This is a genomic window from Rhodobacteraceae bacterium S2214 (genome assembly GCA_025141675.1).
Lineage (GTDB): Bacteria > Pseudomonadota > Alphaproteobacteria > Rhodobacterales > Rhodobacteraceae > Yoonia.
The window spans coordinates 2,333,949-2,353,193 of sequence record CP081161.1 but is presented as its reverse complement, the minus strand read 5'-3'; the positions used below and the strand labels follow the sequence as shown (position 1 = coordinate 2,353,193).

Sequence of the window (19,245 nt, the reverse complement as noted above, 5' to 3'; positions counted from 1 at the left end):
GTGGTGCGCAAACTTCCGCCGAAGTTGTTGCGCTTTGGTCTGGGGTGTCGCGCTGTTTTGACCGTCGTCCGTGCCGCCGGATATTGCGGGGTCAGGACATGTTGTGGTTGCCTACGCATGCGTGGAGTCTGTCCTGCGAGCTGAGACAGCGCAGAGTCGAAAAGCCCGAGGTTTTCGCCTCGGGCTTTTCTTGAATTGGAGAGACGCAAGCGTTCCGAACGGTGGGTTTATCCCCGACGGCGGCGGCCCGTCCGTGCGCGTCCTTCGCCTTCTTTCGGTGCGACGCGATTGGCCTTGATCCATTCTGCACCGCTTGGGTCATTATCGGTCAGGAAGTTCGCCGCGCGGATCGCTTCCATTTCGGAACCTGCACGCGCTTTGGTGGACCCGAGTCCGAACATCTGCACGAACGTTTCGTCGTCCATGCCGTCCGGCAGGATGATACCGGATGCCAGAACTTCGGCCTTCTTTTCGGCAATTTTCTTTGGCCCGATTGGCAGCGCTACTGGGTTCATGATCGCGGATGTCATGCCAGCGGCCATCGCCATTGGCAGGAATGCGTTGTTGATACCGTGCCGGTTTGGCAGGCCGAAAGAAATGTTCGACGCGCCACAGGTCGTGTTAACGCCCAATTCGTCGCGCAAACGGCGCACGAGCGTGAATACCTGTAGGCCCGCAGTCGACATCGCGCCGATTGGCATCACCAATGGATCGACCACGATGTCATGGGCTGGAATGCCAAAGTCAGCGGCGCGTTCAACGATCTTCTTTGCCACAGCAAAGCGGACATCAGGGTCTTCGGAAATGCCTGTGTCATCGTTGGAAATGGCCACAACTGGTACGTTGTATTTCTTGACGAGCGGCAGCACCAATTCCAGACGTTCTTCTTCGCCGGTAACAGAGTTCAGCAGTGGACGCCCTTCGGCAGCTGCCAGACCGTTTTCCAACGCACCCGGCACAGAGCTGTCGATGCACAGCGGAATGTCTGTGACGGCTTGCACCTTTTCGATCAGCTGTTTCATCAGCATCGGTTCGACAAAGTTGTTGTCCGCGTAACGTGGGTCTTCGGCCATTTTGTTCGAAAACACAGCGCCAGAGTTCACGTCGAGGATGTTTGCGCCCGCCATGACCTGCGCGATTGCGTCCGCTTCCACGCGGGAAAAGTCGCCCATTTCCAGTTCTGCCGCGAGGATCTTCCGACCCGTAGGGTTGATCCGTTCCCCGATCACGCAGAATGGTTCGTCAAAGCCGATGACGGCCGTCTTGGTCTTACTTTCAACAATCGTGCGGGTCATATTTCGGTCTTTCACTCAGGAGTTTTGTCAGGGTTGGCAGGGATCGCATTGTCCCCGCCGTGGGCCATGGCCCATTTTGCGTTGGTCTTGATGCCGCCTAGCGGGAAGAAGTGGACGGCTTCGATGTTAAAGTCGGGATTAGCTGCTTTGTGGTCGGCCAGTTGCGTGACCACGTCGTTTGGTTCGTAGGGCAGCAGCAGTTTGGTCACGTCCATTGCGCGTTTTTGCAGCACTTTCAGGGACGGGCCGACGCCACAGGCGATCGCGAATTTGATCAGCGTTTGCAGTTTGGCAGGGCCCGCGATGCCGATGTGGATGGGGATAGTGATGCCCGCGTCCTTGAGCGCATCGGCCCAAGCAATGATCGGGTCCGCCTCGAACGCGAATTGCGTGGCCAGCGCCATTTCGGCGTCCGTTGTGGCGTTGAGTTTCTGTTTCCAGCGCAGGGCGTCCATGACGTTTGCGTCTGAGCCATCCGGATCGATGTCTTTGTTACCTTCGGGGTGGCCTGCGACGTGCAGCCGTTTGAAACCGGCTTTGTCGAAGAGGCCCGTTTCCAGCAATTGCATCGACGAATCGAAATCCCCGTGCGGGGTCGCGACGCCGCCAGCGAGCAATAGGGCTTGGTCGACGCCTGCTTCGCCTTGGTAGCGTGCGATCCAATCGCCAAGGGTTGCTTGGTCTTTGATGATCCGCGCCGGAAAATGCGGCATCACGTTGTAGCCGTCCGCAGATAGTCGTTTGGCCGTCGCGACCATGTCTTCAATCGGCGTCCCTTCGATATGGGCGATGTAGACCCGGGTTCCAGTCGGCAGGAGGCTTTGGAAGTCGACGATTTTCTCTGCCGTGCGCGGCATGACCTCTATCGAGTAATCCTTGAGAAAGGCTGTGACGTTGTCAGACACTGGGGCAGGGTCTTCGGATTTCTTGCGGAAGTTCAGCAGGGCCATCACAGCCTCCTTTACAGAAAAAGACAGGGCCCTACGCCCAGCCATCGTTTGCAATCAGGGTTTTGATCCGCTCTTGGTCGTATTCAGCTTCGATTTTCGCGACAGTTGCTGCTGCCGCTTCTTCGTCACTGCCGTCTACTGGAATGGGGGCGGCTTTGCGGAACCCTTCAAGGTAGGCATCAGATTCTGCGGCACCCGATTTCATCGCGGCCCGATCAATTGCTTGTTCAAAGCGCTCTGGCAAAGGCAACTTCACACCCCGACGCCCACGGCCCACTAGAACCTGAGCTGGCATGTCGCGCCAATAAACGATGATCACATCTGCCATCACGGCCTCCCTTTTTGCTATCTGTAACAGCACTTTTGTCCGTCCATCGCCTGATATCGACATGATTGTAACAATGGCGACTTCATTTTTATGCCGATGCTTGTTGGCAAACACCACAGGCCCGCGCGCCCGTATTCTTCACTATGTTCATGTGTCGCGTTCATGAAAGCGTGACTGTATCGCATGCAAGGCTTGCGCGGCGCGCCGTCCAGACATAGCTTGGGGGTAACTTAGAAATGGAGGGCGTGTCAGATGGCGCCCAAGCGTCCCAACGGTGCGGGCGCGTTTCCCAAAGCGGTCGATACCCCCGCGCCAATATCGCCTGATCCGGCGCAGCTTTATGCTGCCTTGGATTTGGGCACAAATAGCTGTCGCATGTTGATTGCCCAACCGAAGGGCAGTCAGTTTCATGTGGTCGATAGCTTTACGAAGTCTGTGCAATTGGGCCAAGGGCTTGAAAGCACGGGGAAACTGTCGCGGACGTCCATGAACAGGACGATTTCCGCGATGCGTGTGTGCAAGCAAAAGCTGGATCGCCACGGTGTGAAACGGATGCGACTTGTCGCAACGGAAGCCTGTAGGCGTGCGAAAAACGGGCATAGTTTTGTGGCGCAAGTCAGTCGCGAGACGGGTCTGAAGCTTGAGATCATCAAGCCTGAAGAAGAAGCGCGTCTTGCGGTGATTTCCTGCGCGCCGTTGGTCAGCACCAAAACAGAGCAGCTGCTGGTCGTTGATATTGGCGGCGGGTCGACTGAACTGGTTTGGATTGATCTGACCAATGTGCCAAAACGCGAACGCCCGCATGCGATTATGCGGCTACACGCGGGGTTCAAATCGGATCCCGGTCCGTTTGCGGCCGCGAAGGTCGTCGATTGGATTTCGGTGCCTTTGGGTGTGGCGACGCTGCGCGATCAGTTTGCCGATGTGGAAGATGACGCGGCGCGTTTTGCGTTGATGTCTTGGTTCTTTGAGGAAAACCTTGAAGATTTCTCGCCTTACTCTGCCGCGCAAGCACGTGAGGGGTTTCAGATTGTGGGCACCAGCGGGACGGTAACGACCGTGGCCGCCAGTCATCTGGGCCTGAAGCGCTACGACCGCACGAAGGTCGACGGGTTGCGCATGACGTCTGACCAGATTGACAAAGTGATCCGCAATTACCTGAGCCTTGGTCCAAACGGGCGGCGCAGTGATCCGCGGATTGGTAAGGACCGGCAGGCGCTGATTATGTCAGGCTCTGCGATTTTGCAGGCTTTGATGCGGTTGTGGCCGACGGATCGTTTATCAGTGGCGGATCGCGGATTGCGTGAAGGGCTGTTATACCAGCAAATGTCCGCAGATGGTGTGTTGGAAGACGCGCCGTTTTAGAGTAGGGCAATTTTTCTAGAAAAATTGCGGCCTGTTGGCGGCGAGTTGTTTAGGACAGATGAGATGGCGAAGACTCCAACAAAGAACTCTAGCGGCCGTGGCCAGCGTGATCTGACCGTAAAGGTCAAATCGGCCCGTGGTCGGTCGCAAAGTTCGACGCGGTGGTTGCAGCGTCAGTTGAACGATCCTTATGTCGTGCGGGCCAAGAAGGACGGTTATCGCGGGCGGGCGGCGTATAAGATTCTGGAATTGAACGAGAAGTTCCAGTTCTTAGTGCCGGGTGCGCGGATCGTCGATTTGGGCTGTGCGCCTGGTGGCTGGATTCAGGTGGCTGTGCCAAGGATCAACGCCTTGGGTGATCGGAAGTCTAAAGCGGTTGGCACTGTGTTGGGCATTGATTTGCAAGAAGTTGAACCCATTCCGGGTGCTGAAATCCATCAGCTCGATTTTCTTGAGGATGATGCGGACAAGAAGGTCATGGAATGGCTTGGTGGTCAGGCGGATGTTGTGATGTCGGATATGGCCGCGTCGTCATCCGGCCACAAACAGACCGACCATTTGCGGATTATCGCGTTGTGCGAAGCGGCTGCCTATTTCTCTTTCGATGTTCTGGTGGAAGGTGGTACCTTTATTGCCAAGACTCTGGCTGGTGGTGCGGAAGGCGATTTGCAGAAGTTGTTGAAGAACCGCTTCACCAAAGTTGCAAACGTGAAGCCGCCATCATCCCGCCAAGACAGTTCGGAAAAGTTCGTCGTCGCGACTGGTTTCAAAGGCTAGGCCAGATGCACCTTGGTGCCCCAGTCCGATAGTGCGTTTGCGAGCCGTTCGGACGGGATGCCATCGGTCACGAAATCATCAACGTCCTGCAGTGATCCAATTTTGACGGGCGCTTTGCGTGTGAATTTGGCCTTGTCTGACAGGACCATGGTTTTACGCGCGGCCCCGATGATGGCCTGAGATACGCGCACTTCTTCGGGATCGAAGTCCAGCAGGTCACCGTCCAGATCGATTGCCGATGCGCCGATCACTGCTATATCTACTTTGAACCGCGCAATGGCGAGTGCTGCGAGGTCACCAACAAGACCGCCATCGGACGGGCGTAGAACACCGCCTGCCACGACGACTTCGCAATCGCGGGTGTGGGCCAAGATGTTGGCGACGTTGAGATTATTGGTCACGACTTTCAGATTGCGGTGATGGTGTAAGGCGCGGGCGAGGGCTTCGGTTGTTGTCCCGATGTTGAGGAACAGCGACGCGTTGTCCGGTATCAGACGCGCAGCTTTTGCCGCGATCCGTGCCTTGGCGTCACGGTTCAGTGCACGACGGTCGTCGTAGCCGATGTTGCGCGTGCCGGACGGTAGAACCGCGCCGCCATGCACCCGTTCCAGCAGACCCGCTTGCGCGAGTTCGCGTAGGTCACGCCGGATTGTTTGCACTGCGACGTCGAAGTGGGCGGCGAGTTGCGTGGCGCTGACTTTGCCTTTGTCGCGGGCGCGGGTCAGGATGGCGGTGTGGCGGGTTTCGGTATCCATGTGTTCGGTTTTTAGTCAAAGCGAACATGAATTGCCAGATATATCCAGAAGGGTTCGGTTCGCTTTGCAATGATGGAACATTCTATCGCGTCAGTCGTTGCGTCTGGCAGGTGGGTTGTTATCGATCCGCAAACAGATTTGGACGAAGCACATGAACACAGATTTCGATATTTTCATCATCGGTGGCGGCATCAACGGTGTGGGCGTTGCCCGTGACGCGCAGGGCCGTGGGTTGCAGGTTGGACTGGCCGAGATGAACGATCTTGGTGGGGCCACGTCGTCTGCATCGACGAAGTTGTTTCATGGCGGTCTGCGCTATCTGGAATTTTTCGAATTCGGATTGGTAAAAAAGGCCTTGATCGAACGCGAGGTTTTGCTGAAAGCAATGCCGCATATTTCATGGCCGATGCGGTTTGTGCTGCCGTACCACAAAGATATGCGGTTCGAAGGCGACACGCCGACGTCCAAGCTGCTGACGTTGTTCATGCCGTGGATGAAAGGGCGCAGGCCTGCGTGGCTGATCCGTTTGGGTTTGTTCATGTATGACAACCTTGGTGGACGCGAGATTTTGCCTGGGACAGAAACGCTTGATCTGACGACGGGGCCTGAGGGTGCGCCGTTGAAGGAAAAGTTCGAACGCGCCTATGAGTATTCCGATTGCTGGATCGAAGATTCGCGGTTGGTTGTGCTGAACGCACGCGACGCCGAAGAACGCGGCGCGAAGATTATGACCCGCACAAAGGTGGTGTTTGCGCAGCGGCAGGATGATCATTGGGTGATTGATCTGGACCATGATGGCGTTGTGCATCAGGTGACGGCAAGGTCATTGGTCAACGCGGGTGGCCCATGGGTCGAGGACGTTATCAAAGGTGTCGTGCGGTTAAATGCGACCGAAGGAGTGCGGCTGGTCCGTGGATCACATATCGTGACCAAGCGTTTGTTCGATCACGATAAATCCTATTTCTTCCAAGGTGAAGACGGGCGGATTATCTTTGCTATCCCGTACGAGACCGACTTTACCTTGATCGGCACAACAGACGCCGAACATACGGACGTTAGCGCGAAACCTGTCGCTACGGATGAAGAACAAGACTACCTTGTCGCGTTTGCGAACCAGTACTTCAAACAAGACATTTCGCGCGACGATGTGGTCTGGACCTATTCAGGCGTGCGTCCGTTGTACGACGACGGGGCGAAGTCCGCGACGGCCGCAACCCGCGATTACGTTTTGACTGTGAACGACGACGGTGCACCGTTGCTGAATATCTTTGGCGGTAAGATTACAACTTATCGTAAGCTGGCCGAACAGGTCATGGCGAAGATGATCCCATTTGTCGGCGGATCGGACGACTGGACGGCTGGCGTTGCGTTGCCTGGTGGTGACTTTAAGGTCGCTGATCGCGATGCCTTGGTTGCGACCCTGAAGGCTGATTATCCTTTCTTGTCAGACTTCTGGGCGCTGCGGTTGATCCGTGCGTATGGCACCGATGCGGTGGACATGCTGGGTGATGCCACGACACAGGCTGATCTGGGTGAAGATTTTGGTGCGACGCTGACGGCACGTGAGGTGAATTACCTGATGCGTTACGAATATGCGCGGTCCGCCGAAGATATCGTATGGCGGCGCAGCAAGTTGGGCCTGCGTTTGACGTCAGATCAGATTGCAGCCATCGACACCTATATCCAGACGGCTGTCGGCACTGCTTGAGCATTGCTGCCAAGCCGTTAAGATCACAAGAAATTCGGGGGGACAACATGACCTATATTCTGGCCATTGATCAGGGCACGACATCAAGCCGTGGCATTGTTTTTGACAAAGACATGGGGGTTGTGGCCTCTGATCAGCTTGAATTCACGCAGCATTTTCCGCAATCGGGCTGGGTTGAACATGAGGTCGCGGATCTGTGGGCGACGACTGTGTCCACCGCAAAAGGTGCGATGTCAAAGGCGGGCATAGCTGCTGCTGATGTGGCTGCGATTGGCATCACGAACCAGCGCGAAACCGTGGTTGTTTGGGACAAAGCAACGGGCGAGGCTATACATAACGCTATCGTTTGGCAGGATCGACGGACAGCAGAGCTTTGTCGCGAATTGAAAGCGGACGGGTTCGAGGATGAAGTGACCGAAAAGACCGGTCTGCTGCTCGACCCTTATTTTTCGAGCACGAAGCTGAAATGGATTCTCGACAACGTTGATGGTGCGCGTGCGCGTGCCGAGGCGGGTGAACTGCTGTTCGGGACCGTCGATAGTTACTTGATCTGGATGTTCACCAACGGTGCGCGGCATGTGACCGATGCGACCAATGCGGCCCGTACGATGCTGTATAACATCCGTGAAGGCGCGTGGGACGAAAGCATTTGTGCGCGTCTTGGCGTTCCGATGAAGATGCTGCCAGAAGTGCTTGATTGCGCCGCTGATTTTGGTGTGACGGATGCGTCTATCTTGGGTGCGGAGGTGCCGATTTTGGGTGTCGCGGGTGATCAGCAGGCCGCGACCATCGGGCAGGCCTGTTTTGAACCGGGCATGTTGAAATCGACATATGGCACGGGGTGTTTTGCGTTGTTGAACACGGGCGACACGTTGGTGCGCAGTCAGAAGCGGATGCTCGGTACAATTGCCTATCAGTTGGACGGCAAAATGACTTATGCGCTGGAAGGGTCGATCTTTATTGCAGGCGCTGTTGTGCAATGGCTGCGCGATGGGTTGGGCATCATTGAACATGCAAGCGAGACACAAAAGCTGGCTGAGGATGCGGATGAAACGCAGGAACTGTATCTTGTTCCTGCCTTTACCGGTCTTGGTGCGCCGCATTGGGACGCTGATGCACGCGGGGCGATTTACGGTCTGACGCGTGGGTCTGGTCCTGCGGAATTCGCGAAAGCCGCTTTGGAAAGTGTTGGGTATCAGACTCGCGATCTGCTGGATGCGATGAAAAGCGATTGGCCGGATGCCGCAGATGCGGGTGTTTTGCGCGTTGATGGCGGGATGAGCGCGTCTGACTGGTCGATGCAGTTCCTGTCCGACATCATTGGTGCGCCTGTGGATCGGCCGAAGGTTTTGGAAACAACCGCGCTTGGCGTGGCTTGGCTGGCGGGGATGCGGGCAGGGGTCTACCCTGATCAGGCAGGCTTTGCCGCAAATTGGGCGTTGGACCAGCGGTTCGATCCGCAAATGGACGAAGACAGCCGCAGCCGCCGCTATGCCGGCTGGCAGGACGCGATTGAACGGACGTTGTCGCGTTAATCAGGACTGGCCCTGATCCCAAACAGAAAATTCAAAGGCGCGGCGGTCACGCAGTCGCGCCTCTACATCCTGTGAAATCGTCAGCGCCATTGGTGGTGAGACGTTTTTGCGGTTGAGTTTGATCTCGTCTTTTTTGAGCCGTTGTTTCAGGAAATCGATGGCTTTGGGCATCGCTTCGTATTTGTAGAGATGGTTCACGCCGACGGATTTATCGCCTAAGGTCAGGAACTTCGCCTGTGATCCGACATTCGCGAAGGATGCCGGCTGTCCTTTGCAGTATTCCACCACGAAATCGTCGAAGCTAATGTCGCGGGTTGAATTTTCTGTTCCGACAATTTCATCGCGCGCGCGGTAGCGATACCAACTGCCAAGCCAGTCGATCGGATTGCGGACCATGGCGAAGGTTTCCATGTCATCTTGGCCGCCGCCTTGGGCAAAAAGCGGCTGAAGGAATCGTTTGTAGCGGTAAACGGGTGAATGTTTCAGCTGCGGCGGATCACGCAGCACCATGGACGCACGCGGGGCTAACGCCCCTTCAATCGCGGTGGTGCCGGTTTTGGGTACGGCAAGGAAGACAAGTTTTTCAGCCCAGAAAACAAGCATTTGGGGTCCGTTTGTGATGTTCGATGCCGTTTATCGTAAGGCATAAATACTTAATTAACCACCAATAGCATTTCATAGTGTTCAAAGATTTTAGTTGAAATGTTCTGGTTTTGGTCTCATATGGTAAAGAGAACATAAAAAGAACAAAGCAGCGATTGTAGCCCGACAGGGCCTATGGAATAAGGGCGTAATTGACATGGCAACGGCAGAACTTCTGAAAATGACTGATAAGAAAACAGCGGACAAACAAAAGGCGTTGGATAGCGCTTTGGCGCAGATCGAACGTCAGTTTGGTAAAGGGTCGATCATGACCCTCGGTGGCGGCAACCAGATGCCGGATATCGAAGCGACGTCCACAGGGTCGTTGGGTTTGGATATCGCGCTTGGCATTGGCGGTCTGCCGAAAGGTCGAATTGTTGAGATTTATGGACCGGAATCGTCCGGTAAAACCACGCTGACGCTGCATACGCTGGCTGAAGAGCAGAAAAAGGGCGGCGTTTGTGCCTTTGTTGACGCGGAACATGCGCTTGACCCGGGTTACGCGAAAAAGCTGGGCGTGAACCTGGATGAGCTGCTGATTTCGCAGCCTGACACAGGTGAGCAGGCGCTCGAGATTGTGGATACGCTGGTCCGGTCCGGTGCGGTTAGCCTTGTAGTTGTCGATTCGGTTGCGGCATTGACGCCGAAATCCGAACTTGAAGGCGACATGGGTGACAGCTCTGTAGGTGTGCATGCCCGTCTGATGTCGCAAGCGATGCGGAAACTGACAGGGTCGATCAACCGGTCCGGCTGTATGGTGATTTTCATCAACCAAATCCGGATGAAAATCGGCGTTATGTTTGGTTCACCTGAGACGACAACCGGTGGTAACGCGTTGAAATTCTACGCGTCTGTCCGTCTGGATATCCGCCGCATTGGTGCGATCAAAGACCGTGACGAAGTCGTGGGTAACGCGACCCGTGTGAAGGTTGTGAAGAACAAGGTCGCGCCGCCATTCAAACAGGTCGAGTTTGATATCATGTACGGTGAAGGCATTTCCAAGATGGGCGAATTGCTTGATCTGGGTGTGAAAGCTGGTGTCGTTGAAAAATCCGGTGCGTGGTTCTCTTATGGGGACGAACGGATCGGGCAGGGGCGTGAGAATTCGAAAACATTCCTGCGCGAAAACAGCCACATCGCGATTGAGATCGAAGACAAGATTCGCGCCGCACATGGTCTGGATTTTGACGGCGACGACATGCCATCGGGTGACGACGACCTCGTCGAGATGTAAATCGTCTGAAATATTAGCAAAGGGCGTCCCTGATGGGGCGCCCTTTTGCGTTGGCTGTGGACAGTTTGCGGACCTGCGGGTATTTCACGAGATAACCTTATTTTCCTGCGAAAGACGCCCATGACCAGCCTGTCCGATATCCGCTCTACCTTCTTGGATTTTTACGCGCGTAATGGGCACGAAGTTGTGGCCTCTAGCCCGCTTGTCCCGCGCAATGATCCGACTTTGATGTTCACCAACTCTGGCATGGTTCAGTTCAAGAACCGGTTCACCGGTGTTGAACAGGGCCCGTACCAGCGTGCGACGACCAGCCAGAAATGTGTGCGCGCAGGCGGCAAGCACAACGATCTGGATAACGTGGGTTATACGGCGCGACACCATACGTTTTTTGAAATGCTCGGTAACTTCAGCTTTGGCGATTATTTCAAAAACGAAGCGATTCCATATGCTTGGGAATTGTTGACCAAAGATTTCGGGATCAACAAAGACAAGCTGCTCGTGACTGTTTACCACACGGATGACGAAGCGGCAGACATCTGGAAAAAGGTTGGCGGGTTGTCCGATGACCGGATTATCCGCATTCCGACTGATGACAATTTTTGGCGGATGGGGCCGACTGGTCCTTGTGGCCCGTGTACCGAGATTTTCTATGACCACGGCGATCACATCTGGGGTGGTCCTCCGGGATCAGCGGAAGAAGACGGCGACCGGTTCATCGAGATTTGGAACGTCGTGTTTATGCAGAACGAACAGCATGCTGACGGCACGATGACGCCGCTGGACATGCAGTCGATTGATACGGGCATGGGCCTGGAACGGATCGGCGCGTTGCTGCAAGGCAAACACGACAACTATGACACCGATTTGATGCGTGCGTTGATCGAGGCCTCCGCGCAGGCCACGTCCGTTGATCCGGATGGTGACGGCAACACGCACCACCGCGTGATTGCGGACCATTTGCGGTCCACGTCGTTCCTGATTGCCGAAGGTGTTCTGCCGTCGAACGAAGGTCGTGGTTACGTGCTGCGGCGGATCATGCGCCGTGCGATGCGTCATGCGCATCTGTTGGGTGCGAAAGATCCTGTCATGCACAAACTGGTGCCTGAGCTGGTCAAACAGATGGGCGCTGCATACCCTGAATTGGGCCAAGGTCAGCGGTTGATTGAAGAAACATTGCTGAACGAAGAGATCCGGTTCAAGACGACATTGGATCGTGGTCTGAAACTGCTCGACGATGAGGTGTCCAGCCTGTCCGAAGGCGCTGATTTGCCTGGTGCGGCGGCGTTTAAATTGTATGACACCTACGGTTTCCCGCTCGACCTGACCCAAGACGCGTTGCGCGAAAAGGGTCTGGGTGTGGATACCGATGGCTTTGATGCAGCGATGGCTGAGCAGAAGGCCAAGGCGCGTGCCGCGTGGTCTGGCACGGGTGCGCAAGCTGATGCGAGTGTATGGTTCGATGTGGCGGACAGCCACGGCACGACTGATTTCTTGGGCTACGAAAACCTGTCTGCAGAAGGTCAGATCGTGGCGTTGATCGTGGATGGCGAGTCCGCTGATGCAGCGTCAGCTGACGTGCAAATCGCGTTGAACCAATCGCCATTCTACGCGGAATCCGGTGGTCAGGTTGGCGATGCTGGCATCATCAAGACGGAAACCGGCGTGGCCACGATTACGGACACGAAAAAGGTGGCGGGCGTGTTCATTCACATCGGCACCGTGACAGAGGGCGAAGTCAAATCTGGACAGGCCGCTGTTTTGGCCGTGGATGCAGATCGCCGTGCCGCGATCCAAGCGAACCACTCTGCGACGCATCTACTGAATGAAGCTTTACGGAATGTACTGGGCGATCATATCGCGCAGAAAGGGTCGTTGAATGCGCCGGATCGTCTGCGGTTTGATTTCAGCCACAATAATGCGGTCAGTCTGGAAGACCTTGATAAAGTCGAACGCGAAGTGAACGCGATTATCCGTCAGAACGGCGTCGTCGAGACGCGGATCATGACACCTGACGATGCACGCGGTCTTGGAGCGCAGGCGCTATTTGGCGAAAAATACGGCGACGAAGTGCGTGTTGTGTCCATGGGGCAGCAAGATGGATCAGGTAAGGGCACCGACGGTGCGACTTATAGTCTTGAACTGTGTGGCGGTACGCATGTGGATCGGCTTGGTGAAATCGGCGCGTTTGTAACGTTGGGCGATAGCGCTTCCAGTGCGGGTGTTCGCCGGATCGAAGCGCTGACAGGGCAAGCTGCGTTGGACTATCTGCGTGCGCAGGACCAGCGGCTTGCGGCTGTGGCGAATGTGCTGAAAGCACCTGCGGCGGATGTCGCGGATCGTGTGAAGGCTTTGATGGATGAACGCAAAGCGCTGGCCAATGAAGTGGCGCAATTGCGTCGCGATGTGGCGATGGGCGGTGGCGGTGATGCTGCGCCTGCTGATGCGCAGGTGAACGGCATGGGTTTTATCGGTCAGGTGATGCAGGGCATCACGGGCAAAGACCTGCCGGGACTGGTTGACCAGATGAAAGATCGCATTGGGAGCGGCGTTGTGCTGTTGATCGCCGACACGGGCGGCAAAGCGGCTGTCGCGGCTGGTGTGACCAAAGACCTGACCGACAAAGTGTCGGCGGTAGACGTGCTGCGCGCGGCCGTGCCACTATTGGGCGGTAAAGGCGGCGGTGGTCGTCCTGATATGGCGCAGGGTGGCGGTGCATCGGCTGAAAAGGCTGATGACGCGATTGCTGCTGCGAAAACTTACTTGGAGGGCCTGTGATGCCAACTGCACTTTGGATTGCGCATGTGACCGTAACGGACGAAGCGTCTTACGCCGAATATGCGAAACGGGCGACCGTGGCGATTGACGACTTTAAGGGCGAATTTCTGGCACGTGGCGGGAAGTTCGAACAGTTGGAAGGGCCGGAACGGTCCCGCAACGTGGTCGCGCGTTTCCCAAGCCTGCAAGCGGCGCATGATTGCTACTATTCAGAGGCCTACCAACACGCGTTGAGCTTCGCCAAAGGTGCGAGCCAGCGTGAGTTGAGTATTGTGGAAGAGATTGGTTGATTTCCGGCTTTGTTACCTCCTAGTTTGAGGAGGTTAACTAAGTAGTGGAAATGTAATGCCAATTATTATCCTAATTCTGAGCACACTAGGTGGTTTGATCTGGTTTTGGGTGCGATCAAACCCCCGTGATGCTTTGAATGTGGCCAGCGACACTGTCACGACAATCAGAAATGCACCTCGACGATTAGCATTTCGACGACAGACGAATGTTCATCCTGTAGAATCAATCGATGACCCGGAAGTCGCTGTCGGTACTATGGCGATGGCATTTATTGGCCTTGATGATCTTCCGTCGAAGGACCAGTACGATCATTTGCACTTGTTATTGCGGTCAAAGTTGCGGTGTTCTGAAGAGGATGCGAAGGAACTTCAGGTTTACGGTCGCTGGGTCATTCAACAGTGTGGCGGTGAGGTTGAGGCATTCGATCGGGTGGCGCGGCGTTGGAAAAAATTGAACGGCACTGACTACCTGAGCGTTGCTCAGGATATCTTTGGTGAGCTCGCAAAAGATGGCCTAACGGAGCGTCAGCAGGAAGCGATTGCTGATTTAATGCGCATTTTTCCTGTTTGATCTACTTCAGTCTAAAAGAAAAAGCCGCGCAGTGAGCGCGGCTTTTTTGTTTTTATTCTGCTGAACGCGACTGGCGTTTACGTTCGTGTGGATCGAGGTAGCGTTTGCGCAACCGGATCGCGTTTGGCGTGACTTCGACCAATTCGTCGTCGTCGATATACGCAATCGCTTGTTCCAGCGTCATGGTCACTGGTGTTGTCAAACGCACCGCTTCATCCGTACCGGAGGCCCGCACGTTGGTCAGCTGTTTGCCTTTGAGCGGGTTCACTTCGAGGTCGTTTTCACGGCTGTGTTCGCCGATGATCATGCCTTGGTAAACCGCTTCTTGTGCGCCGATGAAGAACTTGCCGCGATCTTCGAGTTTCCACAATGCGAAGGCCACGGATGTGCCGTTCTCCATAGAGATCAGAACGCCCTGACGACGACCCTGGATTTTACCTTTGTAAGGTGCCCAGCCGTGGAACAGACGGTTCAGGATGCCTGAGCCGCGTGTGTCTGTCAGGAATTCGCCGTGGTAGCCGATCAGGCCGCGTGATGGCACGTGGGCCACGATACGCGTTTTGCCGACGCCTGCTGGTTTCATCTCAACCAATTCGCCTTTGCGTGGGCCAGTCAGTTTTTCAACAACGACGCCTGTGTACTCGTCATCAACGTCGATTGTCGCTTCTTCGATTGGCTCGTTACGCACGCCGTCGATGTCTTTGAAAATTACCTGTGGACGCGAGATGGACAGCTCGAACCCTTCGCGGCGCATGTTTTCGATCAACACGCCCATCTGCAATTCGCCACGACCGGAGACTTCAAACGCGTCGCCTTTTTCGGTGTCAGCGATTTTAATCGCAACGTTCACTTCGCATTCTTTTTCAAGACGGTTGCGGATGACGCGGGATTGCACGTGCTTGCCGTCACGACCAGCCAGTGGGCTGTCGTTGATCCCGAAGGTCACTGTGATGGTTGGCGGATCGATCGGCTGGGCAGGGATCGCTTCGTTGATTTCCGGATCACACAGGGTGTCGGCAACCGTCGCTTTGGTCATGCCAGCCACTGTGACGATGTCGCCCGCTTCGGCCACGTCGATTGGCTGCTGCATCAGGCCACGGAACGCGAGGATCTTGGACGCGCGGAATTGTTCGATTTTTGTGCCGTCACGGGATAGCGCCTTAACCGTGTCGCCTGCTTTCAACGTACCAGCTTCCACGCGGCCTGTCAGAATACGACCGATGAACGGGTCAGCGGACAGGGTTGTGGCGAGCATTTGGAATGGTTCGTCTTTGCGGGTGATTTGCGCAGGTGTTGGGACGTGCTCAACAATCTGGTCGAACAGCGCGTCAAGGTTTTCGCGTGGTCCGTCGAGTTCTTGGTCACACCAGCCTGCACGACCGGATGCGAACATCGTTGGGAAATCGAGCTGGTCGTCGTCTGCATCAAGGTTGGCGAACAAGTCGAAGCAAAGATCGACTGCATTGTCTGGGTCGCCGTCTGCTTTGTCGACTTTGTTCACAACAACGATTGGGCGCAGGCCAAGGGCCAATGCTTTCGCGGTTACGAATTTCGTCTGTGGCATTGGGCCTTCAGCCGCATCAACCAGCAGAACAACGCCGTCAACCATGGACAGAATGCGTTCCACTTCGCCGCCGAAGTCGGCGTGGCCTGGCGTATCAACGATGTTGATACGAGTGCCTTTCCATTCAACGGACGTACATTTCGCAAGAATCGTGATCCCGCGTTCGCGTTCGATGTCATTGCTGTCCATCGCCCGTTCAACGGTGGCTTCGTTGTCGCGGTAAACACCGGATTGTTTCAGAAGTTCGTCAACAAGTGTCGTCTTGCCGTGGTCAACGTGCGCGATAATCGCGATATTGCGGATATCCATATCATGGTCTTTCATCGGGAGTTCAGTGCCAAACAGCACGGATTTGACGCGCGGATACAGGGCATCGCGTCTAAAGGGAACCCCTTTAAAATGCAGGCGTGTTATGCGCCCACGGGTCCGCTGCGTTATTTAGTGCGTGCTGCTGTTCGAGAACAGGTGAATGACCAGAATGCCGGACAGGATCATGATGATGCCAAGAACGGCTGGCAGATCCAGTTTTTGGCCGAATACGGCATATCCAATAGCCGCGATCAGAACTATGCCGAGGCCGGACCAAACCGCGTAGAGAATGCCGACTGGCATCACCTTTAGCGCAAGTGACAACAAGTAGAACGCAGCCGCATAGCTGATCACACAGATCACGGATGGCAGAAGCCGTGTGAACTGTTGGCTGGATTGCAGCGCTGTTGTGCCGATTGTTTCAGCGGCAACAGCAAAGAAAAGGATGATGTAATGGTTTGGCATAGCCAGAACGCTAGCGACAGTTTCGCAGAGTTACAATCGGTCCAGATTCGATTTTTTCGAAGGTGCCAGAAGTTGCGTCAGGGCTTCGATAATTGCGCCTTCACGGGTCGGTTTTTCGATGACGGGGACGTCGGGAAAAGATGACCCGAATATGTCGCGGTCAATCACACCGGTATGCCAAATGAACGGCGTGTTGTGTTTTTTCAGGACGTCAGCAACCGCATAGCTGTGCTTACCTTTGAGGTCCACATCCACGATTGCGGCATCAAGCGACGGATCGTCTGCCGCGTCAAGTGCAGCATTCAGCGACGCGGCAGGGCCAAACAACGTGGCACCAGCCGCTTCAAGTTCCATCTTAAGATCAAGCGCCACGAAAATCTCATCTTCGATTATCAAGATGCGTTTCCCGATCAGGGTCTCTGAAGGCCGAATGTCTAAAGTGAATGTCATAAGTTGGTTAGCTGCTTCAAAATTGGTGCGTGCGACCCTTGTTTGATCTATCGCGTCACACCCTAACGAAACTGAGACCGGATTTGTTCCATCTCGAGTGAAAAATTTACGAAGGTTTCTAGATTATGTACGCACCGCACGGAGGGGCGCACAAAAAGGGCCACGATACATTCCGTATCGTGGCCCTTTTTACGTCAATTTTTCGAAGGCTTACATCGCCGCGTTCAGGTTCTGATCGATCGTCTCAAGGAACCCTTCGGTTGTCAGCCACGACTGATCAGGTCCGACCAGCAAAGCGAGATCTTTGGTCATGTGACCGGATTCGACCGTATCAACGATGACCTTCTCCAGCGTCTCTGCGAAGTTCATCAGCTGCGTGTTTTCGTCCAGCTTGGCGCGGTGTTTCAGGCCACCAGTCCATGCAAAGATCGACGCGATGGAGTTGGTGGACGTCGCTTTGCCTTCTTGGTGCTGGCGGTAGTGACGTGTGACTGTGCCGTGGGCGGCTTCGGCTTCCATGATCTTGCCATCGGGTGTCAGCAGTGCGGATGTCATCAGGCCAAGTGACCCGAACCCTTGGGCCACGGTATCGGACTGCACGTCGCCGTCGTAGTTTTTACAGGCCCAGACGAATTTACCGGACCATTTCATTGCGGATGCCACCATATCGTCGATCAGGCGGTGCTGGTAATACAGACCTGCGTCTTCAAATTCCTGGGCGAATTCGGCGTCGTAGATTTCTTGGAACAGGTCCTTAAAGCGACCATCATATGCTTTCAGGATAGTGTTCTTCGTGGACAGGTAAACCGGCCAGCCAACGTTCAGACCATAGTTGAAGGACGCACGGGCAAAATCGCGGATCGATTCGTCGAGGTTATACATGCCCATCGCAACACCCGCGGATGGGGCGTCGAAGACTTCTTTTTCGATGACGGTGCCATCTTCGCCAACGAACTTCATCGTTAGTTTGCCAGGGCCGGGCATCAAGAAATCGGTCGCTTTATATTGGTCACCAAACGCGTGACGGCCAATGACGATCGGGTCAGTCCAACCGGGGACAAGACGCGGCACGTTTTTACAGATGATAGGCGCACGGAAGACAACGCCGCCAAGGATGTTGCGGATCGTGCCGTTCGGGCTGCGCCACATTTGTTTCAGGCCAAATTCTTCGACCCTCTGTTCGTCTGGCGTAATGGTCGCACATTTCACGCCAACGCCATATTTCTTGATCGCTTCAGCCGCGTCGATAGTGATCTGATCGTTCGTTTCGTCCCGGACTTCCATGCCCAGATCGTAATATTTCAGATCGATATCGAGGTAGGGCAAAATCAACTTCTGCTTGATAAAGTCCCACATGATGCGGGTCATCTCATCGCCGTCGAGTTCAACAACGGGGTTTTCTACCTTGATCTTGGACATAGGTCTCTCCGGTAAGGTGATGTGTTTGATCATGCCTTAGCGCAATTGGAACGCGAGGGAAAGAGTGTATACCATGGTATGCTGAATGGATCGTTTATATTTCTGCTGATTTTTGAAGACCTTGGCGGCGCCGTCGCTGAAGGTATGCACCTGCCGCAAGCGCAAGCCCGAGAAGCGCGCCCGATGCGGGTACCGGTACGGGGCTGGGGATCGGTCGGTCCGCGTTTGGCACGGATTGTCCTGCTGAGGGGGGAATCAGGTACGCCACGGTCTGTGGTGCTAAGCTGGCGCTGGTCGGCTCACCAAGTCCGCCCGGGATAAACGGGCGCAAACGCGACGATGTTGGCGTTCCGGTGTATTGAATAATGCGGGCGCGGTCGATGATCGGTTTCCAGAACCCGTCTGCTGTTCGTGGGCGCGACACCACAACTTCGCGGCGGCAGTGGTCAGCGTAGCGTGAATAATAGTCGTCCCACTCATCGTGAAAGCTGGCCAGAATCGGCTCTGTCCCCGTGATGTTAGACAATTCCCGCTTGGTCAGTGCGCGTGCGCATGGATCGGGCAGACAAGTACGGGGCAGGCGGGTCTTGCCTGAAAGCGAGAACGCAATCGCGGCACCGCCGTTTTCGTCATCGTCAAAATACACTGATGGAATGCAGCGATACCCTAGGGCGTCGATTTCCAAAATATCAGCAAGTTCGATCGGTCCGGCAATAGCCCGAGATGTGGGAAGCGCGCACAGCAACAGGCTGGCCGTTATGGCCAACAGCGCGTTCACCAGACGCAAAACCGTTGCTCGTTTACTCACGTCAC

At 55.2% G+C, this 19,245-nt stretch carries 18 protein-coding genes; 8 read left to right on the top strand and 10 right to left on the bottom strand.

Annotated elements, in window-relative coordinates:
- Positions 1–227: 227 nt before the first annotated feature.
- Genes K3729_11745 through K3729_11735 form a run of 3 tightly spaced genes read right to left on the bottom strand, consistent with a single transcriptional unit; the run spans position 228 to position 2,573 of the window.
- Positions 228–1,295 carry a methyltetrahydrofolate cobalamin methyltransferase gene (locus K3729_11745; protein UWQ98136.1) on the bottom strand — a complete coding sequence of 356 codons (1,068 nt, stop codon included), beginning with the start codon at positions 1,293–1,295 and terminating at the stop codon, positions 228–230.
- 11 nt (positions 1,296–1,306) lie between these two features.
- Entirely contained in the window at positions 1,307–2,245 is a 939-nt protein-coding gene (locus K3729_11740; GenBank protein UWQ98135.1) for a methylenetetrahydrofolate reductase, read from the bottom strand.
- 31 nt (positions 2,246–2,276) lie between these two features.
- Positions 2,277–2,573: a virulence factor gene (locus tag K3729_11735; GenBank protein UWQ98134.1), complete on the bottom strand. Its 297-nt coding sequence runs from the start codon at positions 2,571–2,573 to the stop codon at positions 2,277–2,279.
- Positions 2,574–2,825: 252 nt separating this feature from the next.
- Here K3729_11735 and K3729_11730 point away from each other — a divergent pair, with 252 nt between their 5' ends.
- Complete coding sequence (locus K3729_11730) at positions 2,826–3,938, top strand: Ppx/GppA family phosphatase (protein UWQ98133.1); 1,113 nt, start codon at positions 2,826–2,828, stop codon at positions 3,936–3,938.
- A 63-nt stretch (positions 3,939–4,001) separates the two neighbouring features.
- Positions 4,002–4,715, top strand: coding sequence for an RlmE family RNA methyltransferase (locus K3729_11725; GenBank protein ID UWQ98132.1), 714 nt, complete (start codon positions 4,002–4,004; stop codon positions 4,713–4,715).
- Here K3729_11725 and K3729_11720 read toward each other — a convergent pair.
- A complete protein-coding gene (locus K3729_11720; protein ID UWQ98131.1) occupies positions 4,712–5,470 on the bottom strand; it encodes a DeoR/GlpR family DNA-binding transcription regulator in 759 nt (252 codons plus the stop codon). The two genes, K3729_11725 and K3729_11720, sit on opposite strands and share 4 nt — an antisense overlap.
- Positions 5,471–5,621: 151 nt before the next feature.
- Here K3729_11720 and glpD point away from each other — a divergent pair, with 151 nt between their 5' ends.
- Positions 5,622–7,178: a glycerol-3-phosphate dehydrogenase gene (gene glpD, locus K3729_11715; protein UWQ98130.1), complete on the top strand. Its 1,557-nt coding sequence runs from the start codon at positions 5,622–5,624 to the stop codon at positions 7,176–7,178.
- A 47-nt stretch (positions 7,179–7,225) separates the two neighbouring features.
- Positions 7,226–8,713 carry a glycerol kinase GlpK gene (gene glpK / locus K3729_11710; GenBank protein UWQ98129.1) on the top strand — a complete coding sequence of 496 codons (1,488 nt, stop codon included), beginning with the start codon at positions 7,226–7,228 and terminating at the stop codon, positions 8,711–8,713.
- On the opposite strand, the gene K3729_11705 is transcribed toward glpK, so the two are convergent.
- Entirely contained in the window at positions 8,714–9,316 is a 603-nt protein-coding gene (locus tag K3729_11705; protein UWQ98128.1) for a sulfotransferase family 2 domain-containing protein, read from the bottom strand.
- Between the two features lie 196 nt (positions 9,317–9,512).
- Between K3729_11705 and recA the strand changes: the two genes are divergently transcribed.
- The 4 genes from recA (at position 9,513) to K3729_11685 (ending at position 14,225) form a co-directional block, all read left to right on the top strand.
- The gene (recA, locus tag K3729_11700; protein UWQ98127.1) at positions 9,513–10,589 is read left to right on the top strand and encodes a recombinase RecA; all 1,077 of its coding nucleotides are present in this window, start codon (positions 9,513–9,515) and stop codon (positions 10,587–10,589) included.
- A 120-nt stretch (positions 10,590–10,709) separates the two neighbouring features.
- Positions 10,710–13,364: an alanine--tRNA ligase gene (alaS, locus tag K3729_11695; GenBank protein ID UWQ98126.1), complete on the top strand. Its 2,655-nt coding sequence runs from the start codon at positions 10,710–10,712 to the stop codon at positions 13,362–13,364.
- Positions 13,364–13,654: a DUF1330 domain-containing protein gene (locus K3729_11690; protein ID UWQ98125.1), complete on the top strand. Its 291-nt coding sequence runs from the start codon at positions 13,364–13,366 to the stop codon at positions 13,652–13,654. The genes alaS and K3729_11690 overlap by 1 nt, the downstream gene beginning before the upstream one ends.
- Positions 13,655–13,709: 55 nt before the next feature.
- Positions 13,710–14,225: a hypothetical protein gene (locus tag K3729_11685; protein UWQ98124.1), complete on the top strand. Its 516-nt coding sequence runs from the start codon at positions 13,710–13,712 to the stop codon at positions 14,223–14,225.
- Positions 14,226–14,277: 52 nt separating this feature from the next.
- Here K3729_11685 and typA read toward each other — a convergent pair whose 3' ends face one another.
- From typA to K3729_11660, 5 genes are all read right to left on the bottom strand, one after another.
- Positions 14,278–16,098: a translational GTPase TypA gene (gene typA, locus K3729_11680; protein UWR01032.1), complete on the bottom strand. Its 1,821-nt coding sequence runs from the start codon at positions 16,096–16,098 to the stop codon at positions 14,278–14,280.
- 129 nt (positions 16,099–16,227) lie between these two features.
- On the bottom strand, positions 16,228–16,563 hold the full coding sequence (locus K3729_11675) for a QacE family quaternary ammonium compound efflux SMR transporter (protein UWQ98123.1): 336 nt from the start codon (positions 16,561–16,563) through the stop codon (positions 16,228–16,230).
- 30 nt (positions 16,564–16,593) lie between these two features.
- Entirely contained in the window at positions 16,594–17,013 is a 420-nt protein-coding gene (locus K3729_11670; GenBank protein UWQ98122.1) for a response regulator, read from the bottom strand.
- A 210-nt stretch (positions 17,014–17,223) separates the two neighbouring features.
- Positions 17,224–18,432 (bottom strand): NADP-dependent isocitrate dehydrogenase, encoded by a 1,209-nt coding sequence (locus K3729_11665; protein ID UWQ98121.1) that lies wholly within the window; start codon positions 18,430–18,432, stop codon positions 17,224–17,226.
- Between the two features lie 94 nt (positions 18,433–18,526).
- Positions 18,527–19,240, bottom strand: a complete 714-nt coding sequence (locus K3729_11660) for a PEP-CTERM sorting domain-containing protein (protein ID UWQ98120.1) — start codon at positions 19,238–19,240, stop codon at positions 18,527–18,529.
- Between the last annotated feature and the right edge of the window lie 5 nt (positions 19,241–19,245).

Bases quoted from the DNA above. Each gene is read 5' to 3' on its own strand.
- K3729_11745 (UWQ98136.1), bottom strand. From the start codon at position 1,295: ATGACCCGCACGATTGTTGAAAGTAAGACCAAGACGGCCGTCATCGGC.
- K3729_11740 (UWQ98135.1), bottom strand. From the start codon at position 2,245: ATGGCCCTGCTGAACTTCCGCAAGAAATCCGAAGACCCTGCCCCAGTG.
- K3729_11735 (UWQ98134.1), bottom strand. From the start codon at position 2,573: ATGGCAGATGTGATCATCGTTTATTGGCGCGACATGCCAGCTCAGGTT.
- K3729_11730 (UWQ98133.1), top strand. From the start codon at position 2,826: ATGGCGCCCAAGCGTCCCAACGGTGCGGGCGCGTTTCCCAAAGCGGTC.
- K3729_11725 (UWQ98132.1), top strand. From the start codon at position 4,002: ATGGCGAAGACTCCAACAAAGAACTCTAGCGGCCGTGGCCAGCGTGAT.
- K3729_11720 (UWQ98131.1), bottom strand. From the start codon at position 5,470: ATGGATACCGAAACCCGCCACACCGCCATCCTGACCCGCGCCCGCGAC.
- glpD (UWQ98130.1), top strand. From the start codon at position 5,622: ATGAACACAGATTTCGATATTTTCATCATCGGTGGCGGCATCAACGGT.
- glpK (UWQ98129.1), top strand. From the start codon at position 7,226: ATGACCTATATTCTGGCCATTGATCAGGGCACGACATCAAGCCGTGGC.
- K3729_11705 (UWQ98128.1), bottom strand. From the start codon at position 9,316: ATGCTTGTTTTCTGGGCTGAAAAACTTGTCTTCCTTGCCGTACCCAAA.
- recA (UWQ98127.1), top strand. From the start codon at position 9,513: ATGGCAACGGCAGAACTTCTGAAAATGACTGATAAGAAAACAGCGGAC.
- alaS (UWQ98126.1), top strand. From the start codon at position 10,710: ATGACCAGCCTGTCCGATATCCGCTCTACCTTCTTGGATTTTTACGCG.
- K3729_11690 (UWQ98125.1), top strand. From the start codon at position 13,364: ATGCCAACTGCACTTTGGATTGCGCATGTGACCGTAACGGACGAAGCG.
- K3729_11685 (UWQ98124.1), top strand. From the start codon at position 13,710: ATGCCAATTATTATCCTAATTCTGAGCACACTAGGTGGTTTGATCTGG.
- typA (UWR01032.1), bottom strand. From the start codon at position 16,098: ATGGATATCCGCAATATCGCGATTATCGCGCACGTTGACCACGGCAAG.
- K3729_11675 (UWQ98123.1), bottom strand. From the start codon at position 16,563: ATGCCAAACCATTACATCATCCTTTTCTTTGCTGTTGCCGCTGAAACA.
- K3729_11670 (UWQ98122.1), bottom strand. From the start codon at position 17,013: ATGACATTCACTTTAGACATTCGGCCTTCAGAGACCCTGATCGGGAAA.
- K3729_11665 (UWQ98121.1), bottom strand. From the start codon at position 18,432: ATGTCCAAGATCAAGGTAGAAAACCCCGTTGTTGAACTCGACGGCGAT.